At 38.2% G+C, this 22,723-nt stretch carries 18 protein-coding genes and 1 other annotated feature; of the genes, 2 read left to right on the top strand and 16 right to left on the bottom strand.

Features of this window, described 5'->3' with window-relative positions; translation table 11 throughout:
• Positions 1-40: 40 nt before the first annotated feature.
• Entirely contained in the window at positions 41-2,683 is a 2,643-nt protein-coding gene (locus ACWPVE_RS14985) for a valine--tRNA ligase (protein ID WP_453994647.1), read from the bottom strand.
• Positions 2,684-2,742: 59 nt separating this feature from the next.
• Positions 2,743-2,970: a binding site (T-box leader), on the bottom strand.
• 220 nt (positions 2,971-3,190) lie between these two features.
• Between ACWPVE_RS14985 and ACWPVE_RS14980 the strand changes: the two genes are divergently transcribed.
• A complete protein-coding gene (locus ACWPVE_RS14980) occupies positions 3,191-3,385 on the top strand; it encodes a hypothetical protein (RefSeq protein WP_453994645.1) in 195 nt (64 codons plus the stop codon).
• Between the two features lie 13 nt (positions 3,386-3,398).
• Here the strand turns inward: ACWPVE_RS14980 and ysxE are convergent, their stop codons facing one another.
• From ysxE to hemA, 10 genes are all read right to left on the bottom strand, one after another.
• Positions 3,399-4,436, bottom strand: a complete 1,038-nt coding sequence (gene ysxE, locus ACWPVE_RS14975; RefSeq protein WP_453994643.1) for a spore coat protein YsxE — start codon at positions 4,434-4,436, stop codon at positions 3,399-3,401.
• 76 nt (positions 4,437-4,512) lie between these two features.
• Positions 4,513-5,736, bottom strand: a complete 1,224-nt coding sequence (gene spoVID, locus ACWPVE_RS14970; RefSeq protein ID WP_453994641.1) for a stage VI sporulation protein D — start codon at positions 5,734-5,736, stop codon at positions 4,513-4,515.
• 388 nt (positions 5,737-6,124) lie between these two features.
• A complete protein-coding gene (locus tag ACWPVE_RS14965; RefSeq protein ID WP_453989956.1) occupies positions 6,125-7,402 on the bottom strand; it encodes an IS110 family transposase in 1,278 nt (425 codons plus the stop codon).
• A 425-nt stretch (positions 7,403-7,827) separates the two neighbouring features.
• The gene (ltrA, locus tag ACWPVE_RS14960) at positions 7,828-9,153 is read right to left on the bottom strand and encodes a group II intron reverse transcriptase/maturase (protein ID WP_453990916.1); all 1,326 of its coding nucleotides are present in this window, start codon (positions 9,151-9,153) and stop codon (positions 7,828-7,830) included.
• A gap of 750 nt (positions 9,154-9,903) precedes the next feature.
• Positions 9,904-11,193 carry a glutamate-1-semialdehyde 2,1-aminomutase gene (gene hemL / locus ACWPVE_RS14955; protein WP_453994639.1) on the bottom strand — a complete coding sequence of 430 codons (1,290 nt, stop codon included), beginning with the start codon at positions 11,191-11,193 and terminating at the stop codon, positions 9,904-9,906.
• A gap of 81 nt (positions 11,194-11,274) precedes the next feature.
• The gene (gene hemB / locus ACWPVE_RS14950) at positions 11,275-12,264 is read right to left on the bottom strand and encodes a porphobilinogen synthase (RefSeq protein ID WP_453994637.1); all 990 of its coding nucleotides are present in this window, start codon (positions 12,262-12,264) and stop codon (positions 11,275-11,277) included.
• Positions 12,265-13,068 (bottom strand): uroporphyrinogen-III synthase, encoded by an 804-nt coding sequence (locus ACWPVE_RS14945; protein WP_453994635.1) that lies wholly within the window; start codon positions 13,066-13,068, stop codon positions 12,265-12,267.
• Complete coding sequence (gene hemC / locus ACWPVE_RS14940; RefSeq protein WP_453994633.1) at positions 13,068-14,000, bottom strand: hydroxymethylbilane synthase; 933 nt, start codon at positions 13,998-14,000, stop codon at positions 13,068-13,070. The genes ACWPVE_RS14945 and hemC overlap by 1 nt, the downstream gene beginning before the upstream one ends.
• Entirely contained in the window at positions 14,000-14,848 is an 849-nt protein-coding gene (gene ccsA / locus ACWPVE_RS14935) for a cytochrome c biogenesis protein CcsA (protein WP_453994631.1), read from the bottom strand. Before ccsA ends, hemC begins: the two co-directional genes overlap by 1 nt.
• A 16-nt stretch (positions 14,849-14,864) precedes the next feature.
• Complete coding sequence (gene hemA / locus ACWPVE_RS14930; protein ID WP_453994629.1) at positions 14,865-16,214, bottom strand: glutamyl-tRNA reductase; 1,350 nt, start codon at positions 16,212-16,214, stop codon at positions 14,865-14,867.
• Between the two features lie 250 nt (positions 16,215-16,464).
• Between hemA and ACWPVE_RS14925 the strand changes: the two genes are divergently transcribed.
• Entirely contained in the window at positions 16,465-16,950 is a 486-nt protein-coding gene (locus ACWPVE_RS14925) for a LiaI-LiaF-like domain-containing protein (protein ID WP_453994627.1), read from the top strand.
• A 94-nt stretch (positions 16,951-17,044) separates the two neighbouring features.
• Here ACWPVE_RS14925 and ACWPVE_RS14920 read toward each other — a convergent pair whose 3' ends face one another.
• From ACWPVE_RS14920 to lon, 5 genes are all read right to left on the bottom strand, one after another.
• Positions 17,045-17,767 carry an amino acid ABC transporter ATP-binding protein gene (locus ACWPVE_RS14920; RefSeq protein WP_453997562.1) on the bottom strand — a complete coding sequence of 241 codons (723 nt, stop codon included), beginning with the start codon at positions 17,765-17,767 and terminating at the stop codon, positions 17,045-17,047.
• Between the two features lie 28 nt (positions 17,768-17,795).
• Positions 17,796-18,458 carry an amino acid ABC transporter permease gene (locus tag ACWPVE_RS14915; RefSeq protein ID WP_453994625.1) on the bottom strand — a complete coding sequence of 221 codons (663 nt, stop codon included), beginning with the start codon at positions 18,456-18,458 and terminating at the stop codon, positions 17,796-17,798.
• Between the two features lie 88 nt (positions 18,459-18,546).
• The gene (locus tag ACWPVE_RS14910) at positions 18,547-19,329 is read right to left on the bottom strand and encodes a transporter substrate-binding domain-containing protein (RefSeq protein ID WP_453994623.1); all 783 of its coding nucleotides are present in this window, start codon (positions 19,327-19,329) and stop codon (positions 18,547-18,549) included.
• 214 nt (positions 19,330-19,543) lie between these two features.
• The gene (gene yihA / locus ACWPVE_RS14905) at positions 19,544-20,125 is read right to left on the bottom strand and encodes a ribosome biogenesis GTP-binding protein YihA/YsxC (RefSeq protein ID WP_453994621.1); all 582 of its coding nucleotides are present in this window, start codon (positions 20,123-20,125) and stop codon (positions 19,544-19,546) included.
• The gene (lon, locus tag ACWPVE_RS14900) at positions 20,122-22,446 is read right to left on the bottom strand and encodes an endopeptidase La (RefSeq protein ID WP_453994618.1); all 2,325 of its coding nucleotides are present in this window, start codon (positions 22,444-22,446) and stop codon (positions 20,122-20,124) included. The genes yihA and lon overlap by 4 nt, the downstream gene beginning before the upstream one ends.
• Positions 22,447-22,723 lie beyond the last annotated feature (277 nt).

Below are 22,723 nucleotides of genomic sequence, written 5' to 3'. Positions count from 1 at the left end.
AGGAAAGACGAATCTGTAAAAAGATTCGCCTCTTATTCCTCTAGCCTTTTAATTCAGCAATACGTTCACGTACAGTTTCACGCTTTTCTAGATAATCTTTTTCTTTCGCTCGTTCTTCATCTATTACTTTTTGAGGAGCTTTCTTTACGAAACCTTCATTACCAAGTTTCTTCTGTACTCGTTCAACCTCTTTATCAAGCTTATCTAGTTCTTTTTCTAAACGTTTAATTTCTTCATCAATGTTGATGAGTCCTTCAAGTGGTAGGAATAATTCCGCACCTGTTACTACTGATGTCATAGACTTTTCAGGTGAAGTAATTTCAGTTGCAATGACTAGTTCACTCGGATTACAGAATCTTTCTAAGTAAGAGCGATTCTTTTCTAACTGTGCAAGCACTGTGTCATCTTTCGCCTTAATATGAAGTTTGATTTGCTTACTCATTGGCGTATTTACCTCTGCACGGATATTACGAACAGAGCGAATGATATCGACTAATAGACGCATTTCTTGTGCAGCTTGATTGTCAGACTGTTCACTATTAACTTCTGGCCATTTTGCAATTGTGATGGATTCGCCATAATGCGGCAGGTTTTGCCATATTTCCTCGGTAATAAACGGCATGAATGGATGAAGCAATCTCATTGTGTTGTCTAATACATAAGCAAGAATCGATCTAGTTGTATGCTTCGCTTGCTCATCCTCCCCATATAATGGAAGTTTTGCCATTTCAATGTACCAATCACAGAAGTCATCCCAAATGAAGTTATATAAAACTCTTCCAACTTCACCAAATTCATATTTATCAGCTAGCTTTGTTACGGATTCAATTGTTTCATTCAAACGAGTTAGGATCCACTTATCTGCAACTGACTTTTCACCACTAAAGTCAATGTCCTCATACTTTAGGTCACCCATGTTCATTAAGGCAAAGCGCGATGCATTCCATATCTTATTAGCAAAGTTCCAAGTCGCTTCCACTTTTTCCATGCTAAAGCGTAGGTCCTGACCAGGTGAACTGCCAGTTGATAAGAAGTAACGTAATGAATCGGCACCGTACTTTGCGATGACATCCATTGGATCGACACCATTTCCTAGTGACTTACTCATTTTACGACCTTCTGCATCACGAACAAGACCGTGAATGAGAACGTCTTTAAATGGACGCTTACCTGTAAATTCTAATCCTTGGAAAATCATTCTAGATACCCAGAAGAAGATGATATCATAACCCGTTACGAGAGCGTCTGTTGGGTAGTAGCGCTTAAAGTCTGCTGCTTCCTTATCAGGCCACCCCATCGTAGAAAAAGGCCATAATGCAGAGCTAAACCAAGTATCTAGTACGTCTTTGTCCTGTTCCCAGTTTTCAATATCTGCTGGTGGTTCATGGTCAACATATACCTCACCAGTTTCTTTATGGTACCAAGCAGGTATTCGGTGTCCCCACCATAGTTGACGTGAAATACACCAGTCACGGATGTTCTCCATCCAGTGAAGATATGTCTTTTCGAAACGTTCTGGAACAAAATGTACTTTGTCTTCTTGCGATTGTAGCTTAATTACTTCGTCCGCTAATGGCTGCATTTTTACAAACCACTGTGTCGATAGGTATGGCTCAACAACAGCTCCACTTCGTTCACTATGACCTACTGAATGTAAGTGCTCCTCAATTTCGAATAGTACGCCTTCTTCTTGAAGATCCTTTACAATCTGCTTTCTGCATTCAAATCGATCCATACCTTGGTATTTACCAGCATTGGCATTCATTGTTCCATCTTCATTCATGACTAGGACACGCTCTAAGTTATGGCGATTTCCTACTTCAAAGTCATTCGGGTCATGTGCAGGTGTAATTTTTACAGCACCAGAACCAAATTCCATATCAACATAGTCATCACCAACGATTGGGATTTCTCTTCCAACGATTGGGAGGATGACTGTTTTACCAATTAAATGTTTGAATCGTTCATCATCTGGGTGAACTGCAATCGCCGTATCACCAAGCATTGTTTCAGGACGAGTTGTCGCTACTTCAATTGACCCGCTTCCGTCTGCTAGAGGATAACGCATATGATAAAATGCGCCTTGAACATCCTTATAAATAACCTCGATGTCAGAAAGGGCTGTTTTTGTTGCTGGATCCCAGTTAATTATATATTCACCACGATAGATAAGGTCTTTTTTATATAGGGTAACGAATACTTCACGAACTGCTTTTGATAATCCTTCATCAAGAGTAAATCGTTCTCTTGAGTAATCTAATCCAAGACCTAATTTAGACCATTGCTCACGAATATGGCTTGCATACTCCTCTTTCCATTTCCACGTTTCTTCAACAAATTTCTCACGACCTAAATCATAACGTGACTTTCCTTCCTCACGAAGCTTTGCCTCCACTTTTGCTTGGGTTGCAATCCCCGCATGGTCCATACCTGGTAACCAAAGAACATCATAGCCTTGCATTCTTTTAATGCGAGTAAGGATATCTTGTAATGTTGTATCCCACGCATGCCCAAGGTGTAGTTTTCCTGTTACGTTTGGTGGTGGAATTACAATTGTATATGGCTTTTTCTCAGCATCGTCTTTTGCTTCAAAAAACTTTCCATCCAACCAATATTGATAGCGTCCCGCTTCAATCGCTTGCGGGTCATACTTTGTTGACAATGTCTTTTCAGTTCCTTCCACAGAAATTCCTCCTTAAACTTACTTCAATCTGAATAAATAAAAAACTCCACTCATCCTACTAAAAGGACGAATGGAGTGTATTCGCGGTACCACCTTTTTTCATAGACAAATAACTCATCTATGCTCTCAAGAAAAGATAACGGCTTTTCACCGGCTTTTACTACTTTTGTTTCATAAAAGCTACTTAAGGGCGACCTTCCATCGATACGTTCCTAAGAAATCTCACAGCTATTGATTCCTCTCTCTGAAGGGGTTTTCGATGTACTCTTCCCTCTCATCGTAAATGACACTTATGTAATTTTAAAACTCATATAAGTTTCTTTAATGAATTTTACTACTTATTTTGATGAATTTCAATAGGTATTGTCATAAGGATAGCCAAGATTATTATACTTTATTCTCCTTCATGTATTTTGTTACAGATTTATAATATTGTCCTGATTAGGAACTAATCTGGGTTTTCAGTCATATTTTAGTTATAGGATTCCTTTGAAAGGAGAGAGCTACATGAAAAGACATCCTTTTAGAAAATATTCGTATCCACACTGGCTACGAACTTGTAGAGATGTGTGTCACCAATTTATTATCCCAGTCACAATTGTTCAAGCTGTTCGAACCATCTTTCTTCCGACATCGTTTGATGTACTCTTTTTAGCCATCTTAATTTTACTTGCTATAGCATTCTATTTAGATATGATTTAAAAAATCCCATACTTTATTCTGTATGGGATTCTTCTTCCTGCTCTTTTCTTTTTTCTTCAGCTTCCAATAGTTTCACTGAGACAAACTCAATATTTTTCATTTGCCAATAGGCTCTTTGTAACAGTTGGACATGCTCCCGTTCTGATTTCGTTTGTTTATGTTCGATGTAATAGCGTACGCACCGATATAGACTTTCTGGATAAGCCAAATAACTTAAAAAAAGATGAAATTCTTCTTCCCTTAATGGACAACGACTTTGATAGGTATCAATCCACTCAAGGCAATCAGTACAATGAGTTGGAAAGGTTTTAAGGACCTTATAATAAAGACTGACTAAATCATTGCTTGGATTTGCATATCCAGCCTTTTCAAAATTTGATAGATAGCCTCTTCCTTGTTCATCGTATAAAAAATGGGAATCTGATAGATTATTAAGCGTGAGTGCGGTACGATAGGATTTCTTCTCCAGCATCAATTCTTGCCATTTCCCTAGCTGTGTTCGTGCAAACGAAGCGGCTAGACTTGACTCATAAAAATAAGTACAGAACTGCAGTTCAAATGGAGACATATACCACTTACGCTCTGCCTCTTCAACAAATCCTTCTAAAAACTGATTCCGTTCTTCCCATTTTTTAATGACTTCGTCGTAGTGTTTCGTAATCTCATTGTCATCGTGAATTTGTTCTTTTCTCATTGTTGTAAGGTGAATCCTTGCAACCTCTTTAAAAATGGAATGATAATGATCCCCACGGTATTCAGGAGCATTTCTTTTAAGCCATGGCATGAGGTAATGATATCTCTGATTATGGTAGACAATGTATCTCCCTTCAACCGTTGGGTAGATAGGCACTGCCCTTGTATAGCCTTGATGGAATAATTGCTGTAGAAAAGTAGGAAAGGATGGATTGATTTTATGTGAAACAGATTTCAAAGCATAAACTCCTTTGTCCGTCACAATTTTGGTTACTTTTCCAAGCTGTTCTAATGATAAGGGTTGCAGATTATACTTTTTTAAGATGGGCCCGATTTGACTACTATCATTTTTATTCATTGGGCCATCACTCACTTTCTACAAATTTAGGTTATAAAGAAAACAGGGCGAGGTTTTCCTCACCCTATCACTGCTTTTAATGATTAACATGGACAGGAATATATAAGAGCTGTCCTTCCGAAACAGAATCCGTGTTAAGCGAATTAACACGCACTAATTGTTGTACGCTTATTTCATATCGTTCTGAAATTTTTTCTAGTGTATCTCCATTTTGAACAATACATATTTTCATTGTCGTATGATCATCTACTTCATCTCTACCAAAAATACTCGTGAGTAATAAATCATTTTCGTCTCGTTTTACTGATTCCTCCGCCTGTTCCTCTCTTTGTGCTTTTTGACCTTCTTTATCTTGTACGGCAGTAGGACTCTTTTTGTCTTTGTCATCCTTATCAGAACCAAAGGATAGATGGTTATCGTGTCTAGCCTTTACCTCAAATGAAGGCGTTAAGACCGGCTGAATGTTTTCTTCTTCTTCATCTTCTTCAATCGCTTCGATAATCTCAACCTCATCTTCTTCCTGATAGACTTCTTTTCTAGCTTCTACTTCAAATGGAACAAATAAATCTGCGTCAGTCTCATCCTGTTGCTCACTTGTTGCAATGACTTCTTGCTCCTCATTATGTAGCACTACTTCCTCTTGGTTTTGCAGCACTACTTCACTTTGTTCTGTTCGGCTTTCTTTATCCCCTTCATTTGAAGCCGTATTCTCTTCTTCAGGTGGACTACTTCTAACTAGTTCTAATTCCTCTTCATCAGATTGCTCCGCCACCACTTGTGGTGCTTCTTCTTCTGATTTTCCAACAACTTCTGCATCTTCTTTTGGTCTTTCGGCTACTATTGAGGTAATTTCCTCTTCCCGTTTTTCTTTTTGTGGTTGAGTTACACCTTGAATACCACTAATTGATAAATCAGCAACAATTTGTAAACAACCACGCTTTGGAATTTCATAATCAAATGTTTCAATCGAAACATACACTTCATCCAAGCTTTGAACACGGTTTTGTGGTATTGTAATATCGACAGGGAAACGATGGTTTAATTCACTAATCCCATCTTCACGTGTAAGTACTTCATTCACGAGTCGTACTGATGCAAAATCACGCTCTTCCTCTTCGTGAATGTTGTCATCTATTCGATATTCACCTGTAAGCTGCAATGCACCGCGAATGGACACGTACTGGTCATGCTCTTGTATGACAATATCGGGGTCAAGTGATATTGAAATGAGCTCTGAGACTTCCTGTCCCTTTTGAAACCATACTGATTCCTCAACTGAAAAGCGTAAGTTTTCAGACATCGCTATTCCTCCCTCTATAAATGTTGATTTACCAACGGTTTGATCCGTTAGTGGGGTGTCAAAAAAATATTTTTCGACACAATTCCTAACAGTATTTTTAAAATATGTGAAACTATTCCAATACATGGGTACGCTACGCGGTCACTACTGGATAATGCTGGTAAGTAGTGCTAGGGAATTATACGATGCACAATGGATCTCTGCGTAGCTTATGATGACGTACCCTCCCATGTCTCTTGGCATCTAAGTGCCTACATTCCTTCGTTCGGTCTAGTCATAAGGCAGAGGCTAGCGAAGCTCCTTTAGGGACTCTAGGTCGAATGGAAAAAAAAGTGCCAGCTTCTCCGTGTCATCCTGATGTCTAAGTCTAATTTAGGGGTGTAAGGACTTATACAGCCTCTTCGAGACCAGGAATATCCCTCATCATTCGCTGTGCGTCAAACGCTTTGTGCTTCGTGCAAATCCCGTGTAATACTTTTAATAGTTTTCCGCATAGAACCACGATGGATTGCTTCTTACGTAAAGGATTAACCTGACGGTTTGTGTAATACTCGTGTAGCTTTTTGAAAGCTTCATTGTGACGAATCATGGGCATCATTACTCGGAACAGGAGGGCACGTAGTTTCCTTCTGCCTCGTTTAGAGATGCGTTTTTGTCCTTTATGCAGTCCAGAGGAATTTTCGCGTAACGTTAATCCCGCAAGTTTGATTAATTGGCGTGGATTCTCGTAGTCTGAAAAGCTTCCTATTTCGGCTAATAGATCGACAATAGTGTTATCTCCAATTCCTTCAACCGTTGATAGCCATTCGTATTCTACTGATGTTTTTACAAGTTCAACTAAGCGTTGAGTAATGCTTTCAATATCTTTTTCTAGTTGATAGTAACGGCGGACAAGTGTGGTGATTTCAATTCGAGCCATCTCATGTCCTTCTGTTACTCCGATAGAATTAGCAGCGACTTCAATAAGGCGCACTGCTTTAGGCCTTTGGGGAGATTTAAGCCCCTCAACCTTTCGATAAAGGGATAAAACTTCATCGGGTTGTTTCTGTTGAAGATCACTTGGAAATGGAGTACATTCAAGTGCAGCCAAAGCCATTTTTCCGAATGACGGAAACACCTGAGTGAATTCAGGGAAATAGCGATCTAACCAGCGAATCATCATGTTTTTGACAGCGCCTAATTCCTCAGTCAGCTTACTTTTGAAAGTTGATCCAACGCGAAGTTCAGCTTCCATACCTTTTAAGATACGGGGATAGCTGAAGCGACCATCTTTTACGAGACGAGCAATCACTAATGCATCCTTACGATCATGTTTAGTCGGAAGATTATCATCCAACTCTTTTGACCGTCTGACATGCATTGGATTAACCATTACCAAAGGTATGCCTCGTTCCTCAAGGAAGTAAGCTAAATTCAGCCAATAGTGGCCAGTTGGTTCAATCCCAATGATAACCTCTGTTTTTTCGTTTTCTTCCATTGCATCCAGAACGCGTTTATAGAAATAATCGAAACCATTTCCAGCCTGGGATACGGAAAACGATTTTTGGAGCACACGGCCGCGATCATCAACAAAGCAAGCAAAATGTGTTCGCTTAGCAATATCGATTCCGACCACTAGTGTTTTTTCAGTGACTTGATTAATTTTTTGATTTTGTTTAAAATCCATTATGGAGTCCTCCTTGGTTAACAAATTAGGGGTCAATTTCTGCAGATCTTGACACCCCGTATCATACCAAGAGGGCTCTTTTTTGTTCAAGTCCCCGAAAATCCTTCTAACAGGAATGCTCCTTTCAGTCCCCTTCTACACAGATTTACTATGACATTACAATTTTTATGATAAATTCTAGGCATTTATGATACTTTCTTTAAATAAATGAAACTTTCACATACTGTAGGTTCTGCATCTTTTACTAATTGTTTTAATTTTATGTACGGGTTTTACTGTAGTTGTCCAGATTCTTTTAACTTACACAGAATTTTTGCATGGATGTAACTAACTAGCCCTGAACAAAATAGAGTAGGCGCATGAATTTATTCATGCGCCTCTCACAGATCCGTACGTGCGGGTCATCGCATACGGCTCCTCCATGATTATCCCCGTTGGGGATGATGTTCATTGTAAATATCCACTAAAGATATGAGACCAATTTCTTTAAACCATTCATTTGGAAGTGCTACATGCACTGGGGTAGACATAGAACTTCTCCAAGCATACATGCGCAACTGTGGAAGTTCTCCTTTCCACTTTCTTCTTCGTAGTTCTCTGTGCAATTTTCTTATCTTTCGCCAGCTCCTCAATTGAACGGACCGTAGTCTCCTCCGAATCCACTTGTCAAACTCCGTAAATAGAGTCTTGGAATGCCAGTATCCGAAGTAGTTAGCCCAGCCACGCAGGTATGGATTAAGTTTCTCTTTAATTAGCTTCTCCATGTTTATTGTTTGATTTCGCTTTGTAATTTCCTTTACCTTATTCTTAAATTTCTTTATCGATTTTTCTGACGGCTTAACCCAATAACCTTGTTTAAATTCATATCCTAAGAATACAAAGGATTCTTTCATATTATCAACAATCTTAGTCTTTTCAGGATGTACAGTTAAACCGAGTTTTTGTTCAAGAAATCGAGTAACGGATTTAAGTACTCTTTCTGCACCCTTTTGTGATTTACAACAGATGACGAAGTCGTCTGCATATCTCGTAATGCGATGTCCACGCTCCGTCATTAATTCATCTAACGGATGCAAGTATATGTTCGCAAGAAGCGGACTAATAACACCACCTTGCGGAGTACCTTTTTCATTTAAGTGGAAACTTCCACCTTCCATGATTCCTGCTTGGAGGAAACTCTCAAGTAGTCCAATGACACTTCCATCCACTATTTCTTCTCTAACCAGTGACATTAGTTTGTCATGTGGAATTGTGTCGAAGTATGATTTTAGGTCTGCATCAATTACATACACATAACCATCCAATAAATCCTTTCGGATTTTATCCAATGCCATATGTGCACTTCGGTTCGGTCGAAAACCAAAACTACAATCAAGAAATTTAGCTTCAAAGATTGGCTCTATTATTCTGCGTACAGAAGCCTGTACTATTCGGTCTCTCACGGTTGGGATACCTAGAGGTCTTTTTGAACCATCAGCCTTTGGAATATATACTCGTTTCACTGGTCTCGGCTTATATGTCTTATCTCGTAATTCACGTTGAAGGATTTGTACATTATCCTCCACACCAAATTCAAAAGCCTTAATTGTTACTCCATCTATCCCTGCGGCACCTCGATTTCTTTTAACCTCTTTAAAGGCTTCCTCCATGTTTGGCATTGCCCATATTTTATCTATAAGACTATACCACTTTCTCTTTTGTGGAATCCTTACTCCCTCACGAAAACCTTGTTTGCCTTCTTTTCCGTTCATGTTCCGTATCTTTCCTTTCAGTCTGATGATTGACTAGCCCAATTTCCGCAATATCAACAGGTCCACAAAGTACTGCGCCCCCATACGGTCTACCCTTCTGTTCGACCCCGATTCTATGGATTTGTCCTATCGGTTTCTGTATGGACATGACGTATTCTAAGATAACTCGGTTTTTTTTCTTCCATGGACAGACGGGCTTCGCATAGAGTCCCTACCTTTTGGGTTAAGGCTCCTCTTAATAACTTGTATTAAGTCACTCACCATTGCGACCTTTCCGGTAAGCTTCTTCACTACTATCCCCTGCTCTGACTTCTCACCATTCATAATCTTATCTTATCCATCACGGACTTGAATAAGGGTTACCGTATTTCGGAAACGATGAGACCTCCTTGGGTCACGTCATCGGGCTTTCACCTGAATCCAGTCCTCTTAACTAACAGAGCCCTCTTGTGGCTTTGGACACTCCCTTCTTTTGCAGGGTTATCCGACTCTGCCAGCCAACATGGTTAGATTGTCACCTGTTCCAGGTTTTGCCTTCAAGTCCTCTGCACATTGCCTCACGGCAATGCACTACTTGTCAGCTATACACTTCCGCCACTACGGTGTGTTCAGGACTTTCACCTGTTAGTCCGATGCGCTGCCAAGCGCACAAAAGGCAGACTCATATTTTTATGAGTCTGCCTTATCCATATATTTACTAAAATTTATAGTGGTTTCTCTTGCACTGTACTTAACAAAATAGGACGTCGATTACCCTTTAAGTTTTGAAAATGCTTTTTCAGCGGCTTGAATAGTTTTTTCAATATCTTCATCACTATGTGCAGTTGATAGGAATAGTCCTTCAAATTGAGATGGTGGTAGAAATACTCCTGCATTTGCCATTTCACGATAGTACGTAGCAAAGTACTCTAAGTTAGATGTTTTTGCTACATCATAATTAATGACTTTCTCATCTGTAAAGAAGAAACCAATCATCGAACCTGCTCGGTTAATGCAATGTGGGATCTCGTATTTCTTAGCAGCTTCAGTAAGACCAGCTTCAAGTCGATCCGCTTTTTTCTTGAATTCAGTGTAGTGATCTGGTGTTAGCTGTGAGAGAGTCTCATAGCCAGCAGCCATTGCTAATGGATTTCCAGAAAGTGTTCCTGCTTGATAGATTGGTCCAGCTGGTGCGATATTTTCCATAATGTCTGCACGTCCACCATATGCACCAACTGGCAATCCTCCACCGATTACCTTACCAAGGCAAGTGAGGTCTGGTGTAACACCATAGTAGCCTTGAGCACAATGATAATCCACACGGAATCCAGTCATTACCTCGTCAAAGATAAGCAATGTGCCATTTTGAGTTGTGATTTCACGTAGTGCTTCAAGGAATCCAGGTTGTGGCGGAACAACTCCCATGTTTCCTGCAACTGGTTCTACAATTACGCCAGCAATATCTTCACCGAATTGCTCGAATGCATATTTTACAGCTTCTAAATCATTATATGGAACAGTAATTGTATTTTTTGCGATTCCTTCAGGAACTCCTGGACTATCAGGTAAACCTAGTGTAGCCACACCTGAGCCTGCTTTAATTAATAGTGAATCACCATGACCATGGTAGCACCCTTCAAATTTTAGAATTTTACTGCGACCAGTATAACCTCTTGCTAGGCGCAATGCACTCATTGTTGCTTCCGTACCAGAGTTAACCATACGAACAACTTCAATGGAAGGAACTCTTTCAATGACAAGCTTTGCTAATTCATTTTCCGCTAATGTAGGTGCACCAAAGCTAGTACCTAATTCCGATGCTTTTTTTAGTGCTTCAACGACTTGGTCATTCGCATGCCCGTGAATGAGTGGTCCCCATGATAAAACGTAATCTATGTATTCATTACCATCGATATCGTATATTTTGGAACCTTTCCCTCGCTCCATAAAAATTGGGTCCATGTTTACGGACTTGAAAGCACGAACAGGGCTGTTTACTCCACCTGGCATAAGCTTAAGAGCGTCCACAAAAGCCGCTTTTGATTTTTCATAACTTCTCATCTTCGTATCCCCTTTCTTTTGTAGCTTGTCCCCACTGAAGATAAAAACATTACTACAGTGGGAATTGATATCAAATGTGTATTATTTCTGTTCTTGTAACCAACGAGCAACGTCTTTTGAGTGATATGTAATAATTAAGTCAGCACCAGCACGTTTCATACCAGTTAGCATTTCCATGACAATATCTTTTTCATTAATCCATCCGTTTTGAGCAGCAGCTTTGATCATTGAATATTCGCCACTCACATTGTAGGCAACCACTGGCGCATTAAAATGATTTTTGACATCACGTACGATATCTAAATAAGATAATGCTGGTTTTACAATTAAGAAATCAGCACCCTCTTCAATATCAGATTCTGCTTCTCGTAATGCCTCTAAGCGATTCGCATAATCCATTTGATATGTTTTACGGTCACCAAATGAAGGAGCACTCCCCGCTGCATCACGGAATGGGCCATAAAATGCAGATGAATATTTAACAGCGTAAGACATAATTGGAACATTTTCAAACCCTGCTTCGTCAAGACCATGACGAATCGCTGTTACAAATCCATCCATCATATTGGATGGAGCAATAATATCTGCACCAGCTTTCGCCTGACTTACGGCTGTCTTTGCTAATAATTCAAGTGATGGATCATTTAGAATCTGTCCGTTCTCGATAACCCCACAGTGGCCATGTGATGTATATTCACAGAGACAAGTATCTGCTATAACCACTAATTCTGGATATTTTTCTTTTGTTAGTTGAGTTGCTTTTTGAACAATCCCATGATCATGAAAAGCCCCTGTCCCTACTTCATCTTTTTCATTTTCATGTGGTACACCAAATAAGATGACTGATTTAATGCCTAACGCTACAATCTCATCAAGCTCTTGTTCTAGTAAATCTAAAGAGATATTATATACACCTGGCATTGATGCAACTTCTACTTTTTTATTTTCACCTTCTGCAATAAATAGAGGGTAGATTAAGTCATCTGTATGTAGATGGGTTTCACGTACTAACGCTCGAATGTTTGCAGTTTGACGTAATCTTCTATGTCTAGCAAATTGTAACTTTTCCATCTATTCTTCTCCTCCTTGCTCTTTTAAATAAGCAATGATATCTGTTAATAAATAATCTACTGTATAGTTTGCAGGACAGATATGAATCGGAACTTGTAAGTTATCTGCACTCTTTTTTGTTTCAGGTCCTATACAAGCAAATATCACGTCTTTTGTCCATTCTTGCCAATCCGATTGTTCCACCATTTTATGAAATTGTTTCACTGTCGATGGACTTGTAAAGGTTATAATATCTATTCGCTTTTCCTTTAACAGCTTTATTAAGCGCTCTTTTTCACGAGCATTTCCAACTGTCTCATAGACAATTAAATCGGTAACCTGCGCACCATGCTTAATTAGTTCTTCAACCAAATAGGATCGACCTAGATTTCCTCGTGCGAGTAAAAAGCGAGCACCCGATTTTACAAAAGGTCTTAAACGATCAAACAAACCTTCTGCTATAAATTCATCAGGTACAAGCTCTGCTTTATGACCTTTCGAGTTCAAGGCTTGTTCTGTCTTTGTGCCAACTACTGCAATTTTTGGCAACGGTAGCTTATGGTCTTCTTTTTCATTCACACAATCATAATAATCGAAAAAGCAATCAACACCGTTTTTGCTTGTAAAAATGAGCCAATCAAATGTATGTATATTTTTTATAGCTTCCTCTATTCCTGCTGATTCTTCTGGTTTTTGGAAAGTAAGCAATGGAACTTCAATTGAAGTTCCACCAGCTTCAATGATTTTACGAGAAAATTCGGCGGCTTGCTTTTTACCTCTTGTATTTAAAATTGTTTTGCCTAGAAGAGGTTGTTCGCCTTCCATTACTGGTTAAGCTCCTCTTTTACTTGGTCGATTAATTTTTTCGCACCAAGTTCTGATAATTTATCGGCTGCTTGATGTCCAACCTCAATTGGATTAAATCCGTATACTTGTTCTTTGTAAATCGTTTTTCCATCAGGAGATCCAACTAATACGGTTAAAGCAATTTCTTGATCGTCTGACATCGTCGCATAAGCTGCAATTGGAATCTGACATCCACCCTCCATCTTATGTAGGAAAGCACGCTCGGCTGCAACTGTTTTTTCTGTATACTCATCATTAAATTTAGATAATAATTCTAAAACTTCCACATCATCTTCACGACACTCAATGGCAAGTGCTCCTTGACCGACAGCAGGTAAGCACACTTCTGGTTCTACAAACTCTGATACAACCTCATCAGACCAGCCTAATCGTTTTAAGCCAGCTGCAGCTAAAACGATTGCATCATAATCTTCGTTTTCAAGCTTTGCTAGTCTTGTATCAATATTTCCACGAATCCATTTAATTTCGATATCGTCTCTTTTTGCTAACAGTTGTGCACTTCTTCGTAAACTGCTTGTTCCAACGATTGCCCCACTTGGAAGTTTATCAAATGGTACATTCCCTTTCGAAATAATCACATCTCGATGGTCCTCACGTTTCGGAACACAACCAATGATTAAACCTGCAGGCATTTCAGCAGGCATATCCTTCATACTGTGGACTGCCATATCAATTTCCTTATCATACAAGGCTTGCTCAATTTCTTTTACGAAAAGACCTTTTCCACCAACTTTAGATAATGTTACATCCAGAATTCGATCTCCTTTTGTAACAATTTCTTTCACCTCAAACTCATATGGGACACCAAGATTCTTAAGTTGCTGAATTACCCAGTTTGTTTGTGTAATAGCTAATTTACTTCTTCGAGAACCTACAATTATTTTTCTCATCATGTACCTCCTGTGTATGTATGCCAGAAATGGAAACTAGATAAGCTTCCAAACAAAAAGAAATTAATAAGTAATAGTAAAAATGCCCCTATATTCCAATAGGCAATTGTCTTCCCTTGAAGCTTTTGTACGACCCTTTTATATAGGTACCAAGAATAGATAAGTAGAACAAAAAAGGACCCTAATACTTTTGCGTCATAGAAATAAAAATTTTCCACCTTTATAAAAGCCCAAAGCACACCTAAAATAAGTGATAGTAAAAGCATGGGCACTCCAATGAGGTTCAATACATATGCCATATGATCAAGCTTCGATAAATCGTCAAGACGAAGTAGACGCTTTCCCCATTTTTTCTGTTTTAATAGATTGTGCTGAATTAAATACAAAATGGAAAATATGAACGATATCGAAAAAGCTCCATAAGACAGAATGGCGATTATGATATGTATTATGAGCAGTTCTGAGATGAGTTGACTTTCTACTGCACTTGAACCATGCTGTCCAGGAGCAAATGTGTGTAATGCCATCATAAAGAATCCCAATAAATTTGTAAAAAAAACAATGAAATCTACTCTTAAAAATTTATTTAAAATTAATGAGAGAGTAATCAAAACCCAAGAATAAAAATATAGTCCTTCTATCATGGACAGAATCGGCAACCTGCCCGTATCCAGCATTCGAGTAATTAGAAAAATCGATTGAATTAACCATACAAATGCAAGTAACCAGAAGGCAATCTTATTCACCTTCCGGTTATTATGAAGAAAGTCTATAAAATAAAGTAGGACACTAAGGCAATAGAGTATTACAGTGAACTCATGTAACCTCATTACATTCATCTCTACCATACCCATTTTCTCCTCATTATGACTGTAGAGAAGGCTGCTGACTACTTGCCACTTTGTTCAACTTACCTTTTTCCTTCTGCATCCCATACTCAGAAACAACAGCTTCTTCGATATCAAAAATTTTCATGAATAATCCTAGAGACTCGTCTGCATTCGGTTGTGCAGCAAGTTCTTTTGCTTGTAAAATAGGATCTTTTAATAGCTGATTAATGATACTCTTTGTATGCTTGTTTAACACTTTTTTCTCTCGTTCAGAAAGATTAGGTATTTTGCGTTCAATGCTCTCCATTGTCTCAGCCTGAATGGCTAATGCCTTATTACGTAGTGCTGATATAACTGGTACGACACCTAACGTATTTAACCAATTCTTAAATTCAACAATTTCAGCTTCAATCATCAATTCAATTGCTTCAGCTGCAACTTTACGCTCTTGAAGATTGGCTTCCACAATTCCTTCTAAATCATCGATATCATATAAAAAGACACTTTCTAAATCTGCTAATTCTGGGTCTAAATCTCTTGGTACGGCGATATCCACCATAAACAAAGGTCGACCCTTTCTCATCCGCTCAACATCCTGCATCATGTCTTTTGTAACTACATAGCCTTTTGCACCAGTTGAGCTAATTAATATGTCAGCGTCCACTAGTGCACATTGCAACTCTTCAATAGCCTTTGCTTCACCTTGGAATTTCTCAGCAAGGTTTTTTGCTTTTTCAAATGTGCGATTCATAACTGTCACTTTACCTACACCTGAACCGTGTAAGTTTTGAACAGCTAATTCACCCATTTTACCTGCACCTAATATGAGTACTTTTTTATTTGCAAGATTACCGAATATTTTCTTCGCAAGCTCAACTGCTGCATAACTTACTGAAACAGCATTTGATCCAATTTCAGTTTCAGAATGTGCACGTTTTGCTAGTGTAATCGATTGTTTAAATAGGTGATTAAAAACTGTCCCTGATGTTCCTTTTTCTTGCGCAGACAAAAAGCTTGAACGAACTTGTCCAAGTATTTGTGTTTCACCAAGAACCATTGAATTCAGACCACTTGTAACTCGAAATAAATGTTCAACAGCACCATCATCTTCGAAGATATTTATATATGGTGTGAATTCTTCTTTGTCGATCCCAAACCATTGTGAAAGGAAATCTTTTATATAGTAGCGTCCTGTATGGAGTTGGTCGACAACAGCATATATTTCTGTTCGATTACATGTTGAGACAATTACATTCTCTAATATACTTTTTTTTCCTTTCAATTCTGCCATTGCTTGTGCAATGCTTTCTGAATCAAAAGTTAATTTTTCACGTATTTCGACAGGGGCTGTTTTATAATTTAGTCCGACCATTAATGTATGCAAATCTCTCACCCCAACCTTTTAATAATGAATGGATCATAATTCGTCCACAAAAACTATTACTATTATACCATGTCCGATGAAAACGATTTTCGAAAAAAGTGTGAACAGTTTCATTTAACCTATGCTAAGATAAATGAATAATAAGATAAGTGTATTTCATGCGTTTTTATATAGAGTAATTTATAATGACTTCAATGGTTACATTAACAAAAAAATATTGTCAAATCAAGTAAGTAGCACGGGGGATCTTATGAAAAAAAATACGATGTTTACTGGTATCATTCTTGTCGGCATTGGTAGTTATCTACTACTTCAACAGTTACACCTACCAATATTTACTACCTTCTACTCGTGGCAAACACTCGTTATCATTGTGGGCCTTGCATTTTTATTTCAAGCCTATATAGAAAATAATCCGAGTAGCATACTTCCTGGTATCATCTTAACTGGTTTTGGATTTCATTTTCATAGTATCAATCAACTTAGTTTTTGGCCAAAACAATCAGGCACACTATTATTAATTGTTGGGATTGGAATGTTGTTAACCTACTTTAAGACTAAAAGTGGTTTAGCTCATAGTGTTGTTATCATACTTATTGCCTTACTCTTTCTGAACTATAGCCGATTTATGGGATGGATGGGGGTTTTTGAAGGTGGTTTTTCCTATATTATAACCTATTGGCCCCTTCTACTTGTCGGTATCGGTTTTTATTTATTATTCTTTAAGCGAAAGTAATTTATACCAATCTACCCATGAGGAAAATCTTCTCGTGGGTTCTTCATTAAAAAAGGTACCTCAAGTTTCATTCCTTAAGATACCTATCCTCCTATTATAGAATTGAGTTGAGAAAATCCTTCGTTCTTTGTTCCTTTGGTTTTTCAAAAATTTCCTTAGGCTTCCCCACTTCAACAATTTTTCCATCATGCATGTATATGACTCGGTCCGCTACCTCTCTAGCAAAGCCCATTTCATGGGTAACAACAACCATCGTCATACCTTCATTTGCCAATTGCTTCATTGTATTCAGTACCTCACCAACTAATTCTGGGTCAAGGGCAGAGGTTGGTTCATCAAATAACATGATTTCAGGTTTCATCGCCAAGGCTCTGGCAATAGCAACGCGTTGCTTTTGGCCACCTGACAATTTTGATGGATACACATTCACTTTATCAGCTAATCCGACCTTACCGAGAAGCTCCTTGGCTTGTTTCATTGCTTCTGGTTTTGGTATCTTTTTAACATGTGTAGGGGCCTCAATCACATTATCAAGTACAGTCATATGAGGGAAAAGATTAAAGTGCTGAAACACCATCCCAACCTTTTGCCGAATTTCGTTTAGGTTATGGCTATGAGGTTCTATTTTTTCATCCTTAATAATAATTTCTCCACTTTCCTTGATTTCTAAAAAGTTCAAACAACGTAGCAACGTACTCTTACCTGAACCACTTGCTCCTATTAAACAAACAACTTCACTTTCTGTCACGGACATATTTATATCTTTTAGTACATGTAAGTCACCGAAAGATTTATTTAAATTGGTGACCTTTATCATGTCTTTCTTTTCCATTATTTCACCTTCCTTATTTGTCACTAGCAGCCAATTTTTTCTCCAACATCCCAACGAGTATAGTAAATAGAAGCACAAGAATTAAATAATATATAGCGACTATTAGCAAATACGTCATATAGTCAAAGTTATTTGATCCTAATGTTGTAGAAACATTGAAGAGCTCGTTCAAGCCGATAAATGCGGCAAGTGAGGAATCTTTTAATGCGATTATAAATTGATTTCCTAGTGGTGGTATTGCTCTACGAAACGCTTGAGGGAGTATGATTCTTCTCATGGTTAACATTTTACTCATCCCTAAAGACTGCCCTGCCTCCATTTGACCGCTATCAATAGATTGAATAGCCCCCCTAAAAATTTCTGCAATATATGCCCCATTATGGAACGCCAACCCTAAAGTTACCGACCAAAACATCGAAATATCTAAAGCCGATAAACCAAAATAAAACACAAAGATTTGAACAACTAAAGGAGTGCCTCTCACTAAATAAATATAAAGGTCTGCGATCCTTACTAAAATGGCTCTCCCAGAAATTTTCAAAAACGAAAATAGTAAACCAATGAAAACTGCGATTATAATAGCAACAATCGTGACTTGCAGTGTAATGAGCATTCCTTTAAAAAACACTGGATAGGATTCAATTAATTGCTTGGTAATATGACTAAACTCTGGCAATTTCTCTCAACTCCTTTATAAAAGTACTCACATTAGAAAAAGAAACGAATGCGTAGGAAAAACACATTCGTTTCGATGATGTATTTATTCATTCTTCAGGATTCGTCGTTATATCTTCGTTGAAGTATTTTTCACTTATTTTCTTCAATGTTCCATCTTCTCTAAGTTTTTCAAGTGCTTCATTGATTTTTTTCAATAATTCATCATTATCTTTTGCTACCGCAACCGCTTGTTCACTCAAACCAAGAATATCTTTCCCCTCAATTTCCACACCGTTCCCGATGGCTTCTTTTCCCGTTAAGAAGTCTGTAATAACCGCATCATGTTTACCGATAGCCAATGCTTCTAATGCAGTAACGTCACTGTCATATTGGATGACATTCCCTGTTACCTCTTGCGCCGTTTTTGCATATGTAGATCCTTTTGAAACGGCAACTTCTAAATCTTTCAGGTCCTCTAGGCTTGAAAGGTCACTATCTGGTCTTACAAATATTTGCGGGCCAGAATAATAATAAGGAGTTGAGAAATTCACATGCTCAGCACGCTCTTCTGTTATCGTGTGACTAGCAACCGCTGCATCAAACCTCCCTGTCTTTACGCCTTCTACAATACTGTTAAATTTAAATCTCTTTTGATTAGCTTCTAAGCCCAATTCCTTCGCAATTGCTTCTGCTACTTCAATATCAAAACCTGTCATAACACCATTTCCATCTGTAACACTAAATGGATTGTATTCACCAGATGAAGCAAACGTAAACTTTCCATCCTCGACTAATTTCATTCCATTTGAAGAAGATTTCTCACTACTACATGCACCCAACACACCAACAATTAAAAGTAAAACAAAAATAGAAGTCAGCCTCTTTTTCACTTTATTTTCCCCCTTTCTATCTCTACAAATTGATTTGATGATTTACTAGTAGAGAATACCTATCATTCCTTATATCCTTATTAGTCCTACCCCTTGCATATAACCTAATCGGTAAATTAAGCCTTGAATCCCGATTATTCTACATGCATTTTATATAATAAATCCAGATAAATAAAAAACAGCTAAGGCGTCAATGCCTTAACTGTTTCTTTCATTACATATAAGATTGTAGAACAGACCATGCTTGCTCTTTACCTAGACCAGTTTCTGATGAGAATTTAATGAGATGGTCATCTGGCTCAAGCTCAAGTGTTTCCCGTACGACCTTAAGGTGTTTATCCCATTTTCCTTTTGGTATTTTATCAGCTTTGGTTGCGATAACAACCACAGGTAGTTCGTAATGCTTTGCAAAATCATACATCAGAACATCATCACTTGTTGGTGGGTGACGTAAATCAACGATTAAAACAACAGCTTTAAGTTGTTCACGGGTTGTTAAATACTTTTCAATCATTTTGCCCCATGCTTCTCTTTCTTTTTTAGATACCTTTGCATACCCATAACCTGGAACATCGACAAAATGTAGTATTTCATTTATCAAATAAAAATTTAATGTTTGTGTTTTACCTGGTTTTGAAGATGTACGTGCCAAAGCTTTACGATTAATCATTTTATTGATAAACGAAGATTTCCCAACATTCGAACGTCCTGCTAGTGCGAATTCTGGTAAATCCCCCTCTGGATATTGTTCTGGTTTAACGGCACTTATAACGATTTCTGCACTTGTAACTTTCATACTTTCCCCTCTGTTAATGCGTGTTTTAGTACCTCATCTAAATGTGAGACTGGAATAAACTCAATTTCTTCCCTTACACTTGCTGGGATATCATCAAGGTCTTTCTCATTTTCCTTTGGAAACAAAATTTTGGTTAACCCAGCTCGATGAGCACTTAATGACTTTTCCTTTAGCCCACCAATTGGTAGAACGCGCCCTCGTAAAGTAATTTCACCCGTCATACCTACTTCCTTACGAACCGCCCTACCCGTTAATGCAGATATAAGAGCAGTAGCAATCGTTATACCCGCTGATGGACCGTCTTTTGGAACAGCACCTTCTGGCACGTGAATATGGATATCATTTTTCTCATTAAAATCTGGATCAATATCTAATTCCTTTGCCTTCGAACGAATATAACTAAAGGCAGCTTGTGCGGATTCTTTCATGACATCACCTAGTTTACCTGTAAGAACAAGTTTACCTTTCCCAGGTACAATCGATACTTCGATTGACAGAGTGTCACCCCCGAAGGCTGTATAGGCAAGACCAGTAGCTACACCAACCTGATCCTCAATTTCTGCCTGCCCATATCGGAAAACTGGTTTACCTAAAAACTCAACAATATTTTTCTCAGTGATTACTACACGCTTCTTTGCACCAGAAACGATAATTTTGGCAACCTTGCGACAAATTTTCGCAATTTGACGTTCAAGTCCCCTAACACCCGCTTCTCTTGTGTGATGACGAATGATAATTAGCAACGCATCCTCGCGTAATTGTAATTGTCCCTTTGTTAAACCATGTTCTTCAAGCTGTTTTGGTAATAAATGATCCTTAGCAATATGCACCTTTTCAAGCTCTGTATAACCCGCAATCGTAATAATTTCCATACGATCACGAAGTGGTCCTGGAATGGTTGCTAAATTATTTGCTGTAGCAACAAACATAACCTTAGATAAATCATAAGGCTCTTCAATATAATGGTCACTAAAGTTAAAATTTTGTTCTGGATCCAACACTTCAAGCATAGCAGATGACGGATCCCCTCTAAAATCGTTGGACATCTTATCAATTTCATCTAATAAAAAGACTGGATTAATTGTTCCTGCCTTTTTCATTCCTTGAATGATACGACCAGGCATTGCCCCTACATATGTTCTGCGGTGGCCCCTGATTTCAGATTCATCACGAACACCCCCAAGAGAAATACGTACAAATTTTCTCCCTAGTGATTTAGCAACTGATTTTGCTAACGATGTTTTACCCACCCCTGGTGGTCCAGCTAAGCAAAGAATAGGCCCTTTTAAGGAGTTTGTTAATTGTTGTACAGCTAAATATTCCAGCACTCGTTCTTTGACCTTTTCAAGACCAAAATGGTCCTTTTCAAGGATTTCTTCTGCACGATGAATATCAAGTCGGTCTTCGGTTGCTTTTGTCCATGGTAATGAAACCAACCATTCAATATAGTTCCGAATAACTGCACTTTCCGCAGATGTTTGTGGGATTTTTTCGTAGCGGTCTAGCTCCTTTAATGCCACTTTTTTCACATGTTCTGGCATTCCAACTGCTTCAATTTTCTCTTTAAGTGAGGAAATTTCTCCGGTTTTCCCCTCTTTATCTCCCAATTCTTTTTGTATTGCCTTCATTTGTTCACGAAGATAATATTCTTTTTGGGTTCGTTCCATTGAACGTTTAACACGCTGACCAATTTTCTTTTCAAGACTCAGAACTTCTTTTTCATTATTGATGATGGTGATAACTCTGTTCATTCTTTCACGAACATCAATTGTTTCAAGGATCTCTTGTTTTTCTTTTAGTTTGAGTGGAATATGGGAGGCAATAATATCAGCCATTCTTCCAGGTTCCTCAATATCTTGTACAGACGTGTATGTTTCAGCAGTAATTTTCTTCGATAGTTTTATGTATTGTTCGAAATACTCCAGCATCATTCGCATAAGGGCTTCTGTTTCAACGTCTTTTGATTCGTCTTCTTCAAATGTTTTAACTTTCACCGAATAGTAGGTCTCATTATCATAGGTTTCCATAATTTCTGCACGATGAAGACCTTCGACTAAGACACGAATTGTTCCATTCGGTAATTTTAACATTTGTTTAACTTGTGTTAATGTTCCAATGTTATAAATATCGTCCACAGTTGGATCGTCAATTTCCACATCTTTTTGGGTTGTTAAAAATATGATATGGTCTTCTACCATTGCTTTTTCCAATGCTTGCACCGATTTGTCACGGCCAACGTCTAGATGCAAGACCATTGTAGGATAGACGAGCAATCCGCGAAGTGGTAAAAGAGGAACAATGATTTCTTTTTTTCTTTTCATTGCTAACACCTCAAAATTGAATATAGTTCTTAAAGTAGATGTTCAAAAAGCCTGGTAAAAAAGACACATTGATATAGGTACTTCGACTAATAGCCGACACATCCTGTGAAAGCTCGTTGGCTTGCTGATATCGTTCCTCACGTATTTTTTAAAAATTACGCTCCATTACTCACAGCTACGTCACCTTGGACTTCGGAAGCACAGGACGTCGCGTACTTGTCGACGAGGTCCTTTTTTATCTTCCTTTTTGAACACGTTCTTAAATGTAAATTTTATC

It is taken from the genome of Bacillus nitroreducens (genome assembly GCF_964021195.1).
This window is presented reverse-complemented; position numbering and strand designations above follow the sequence as displayed.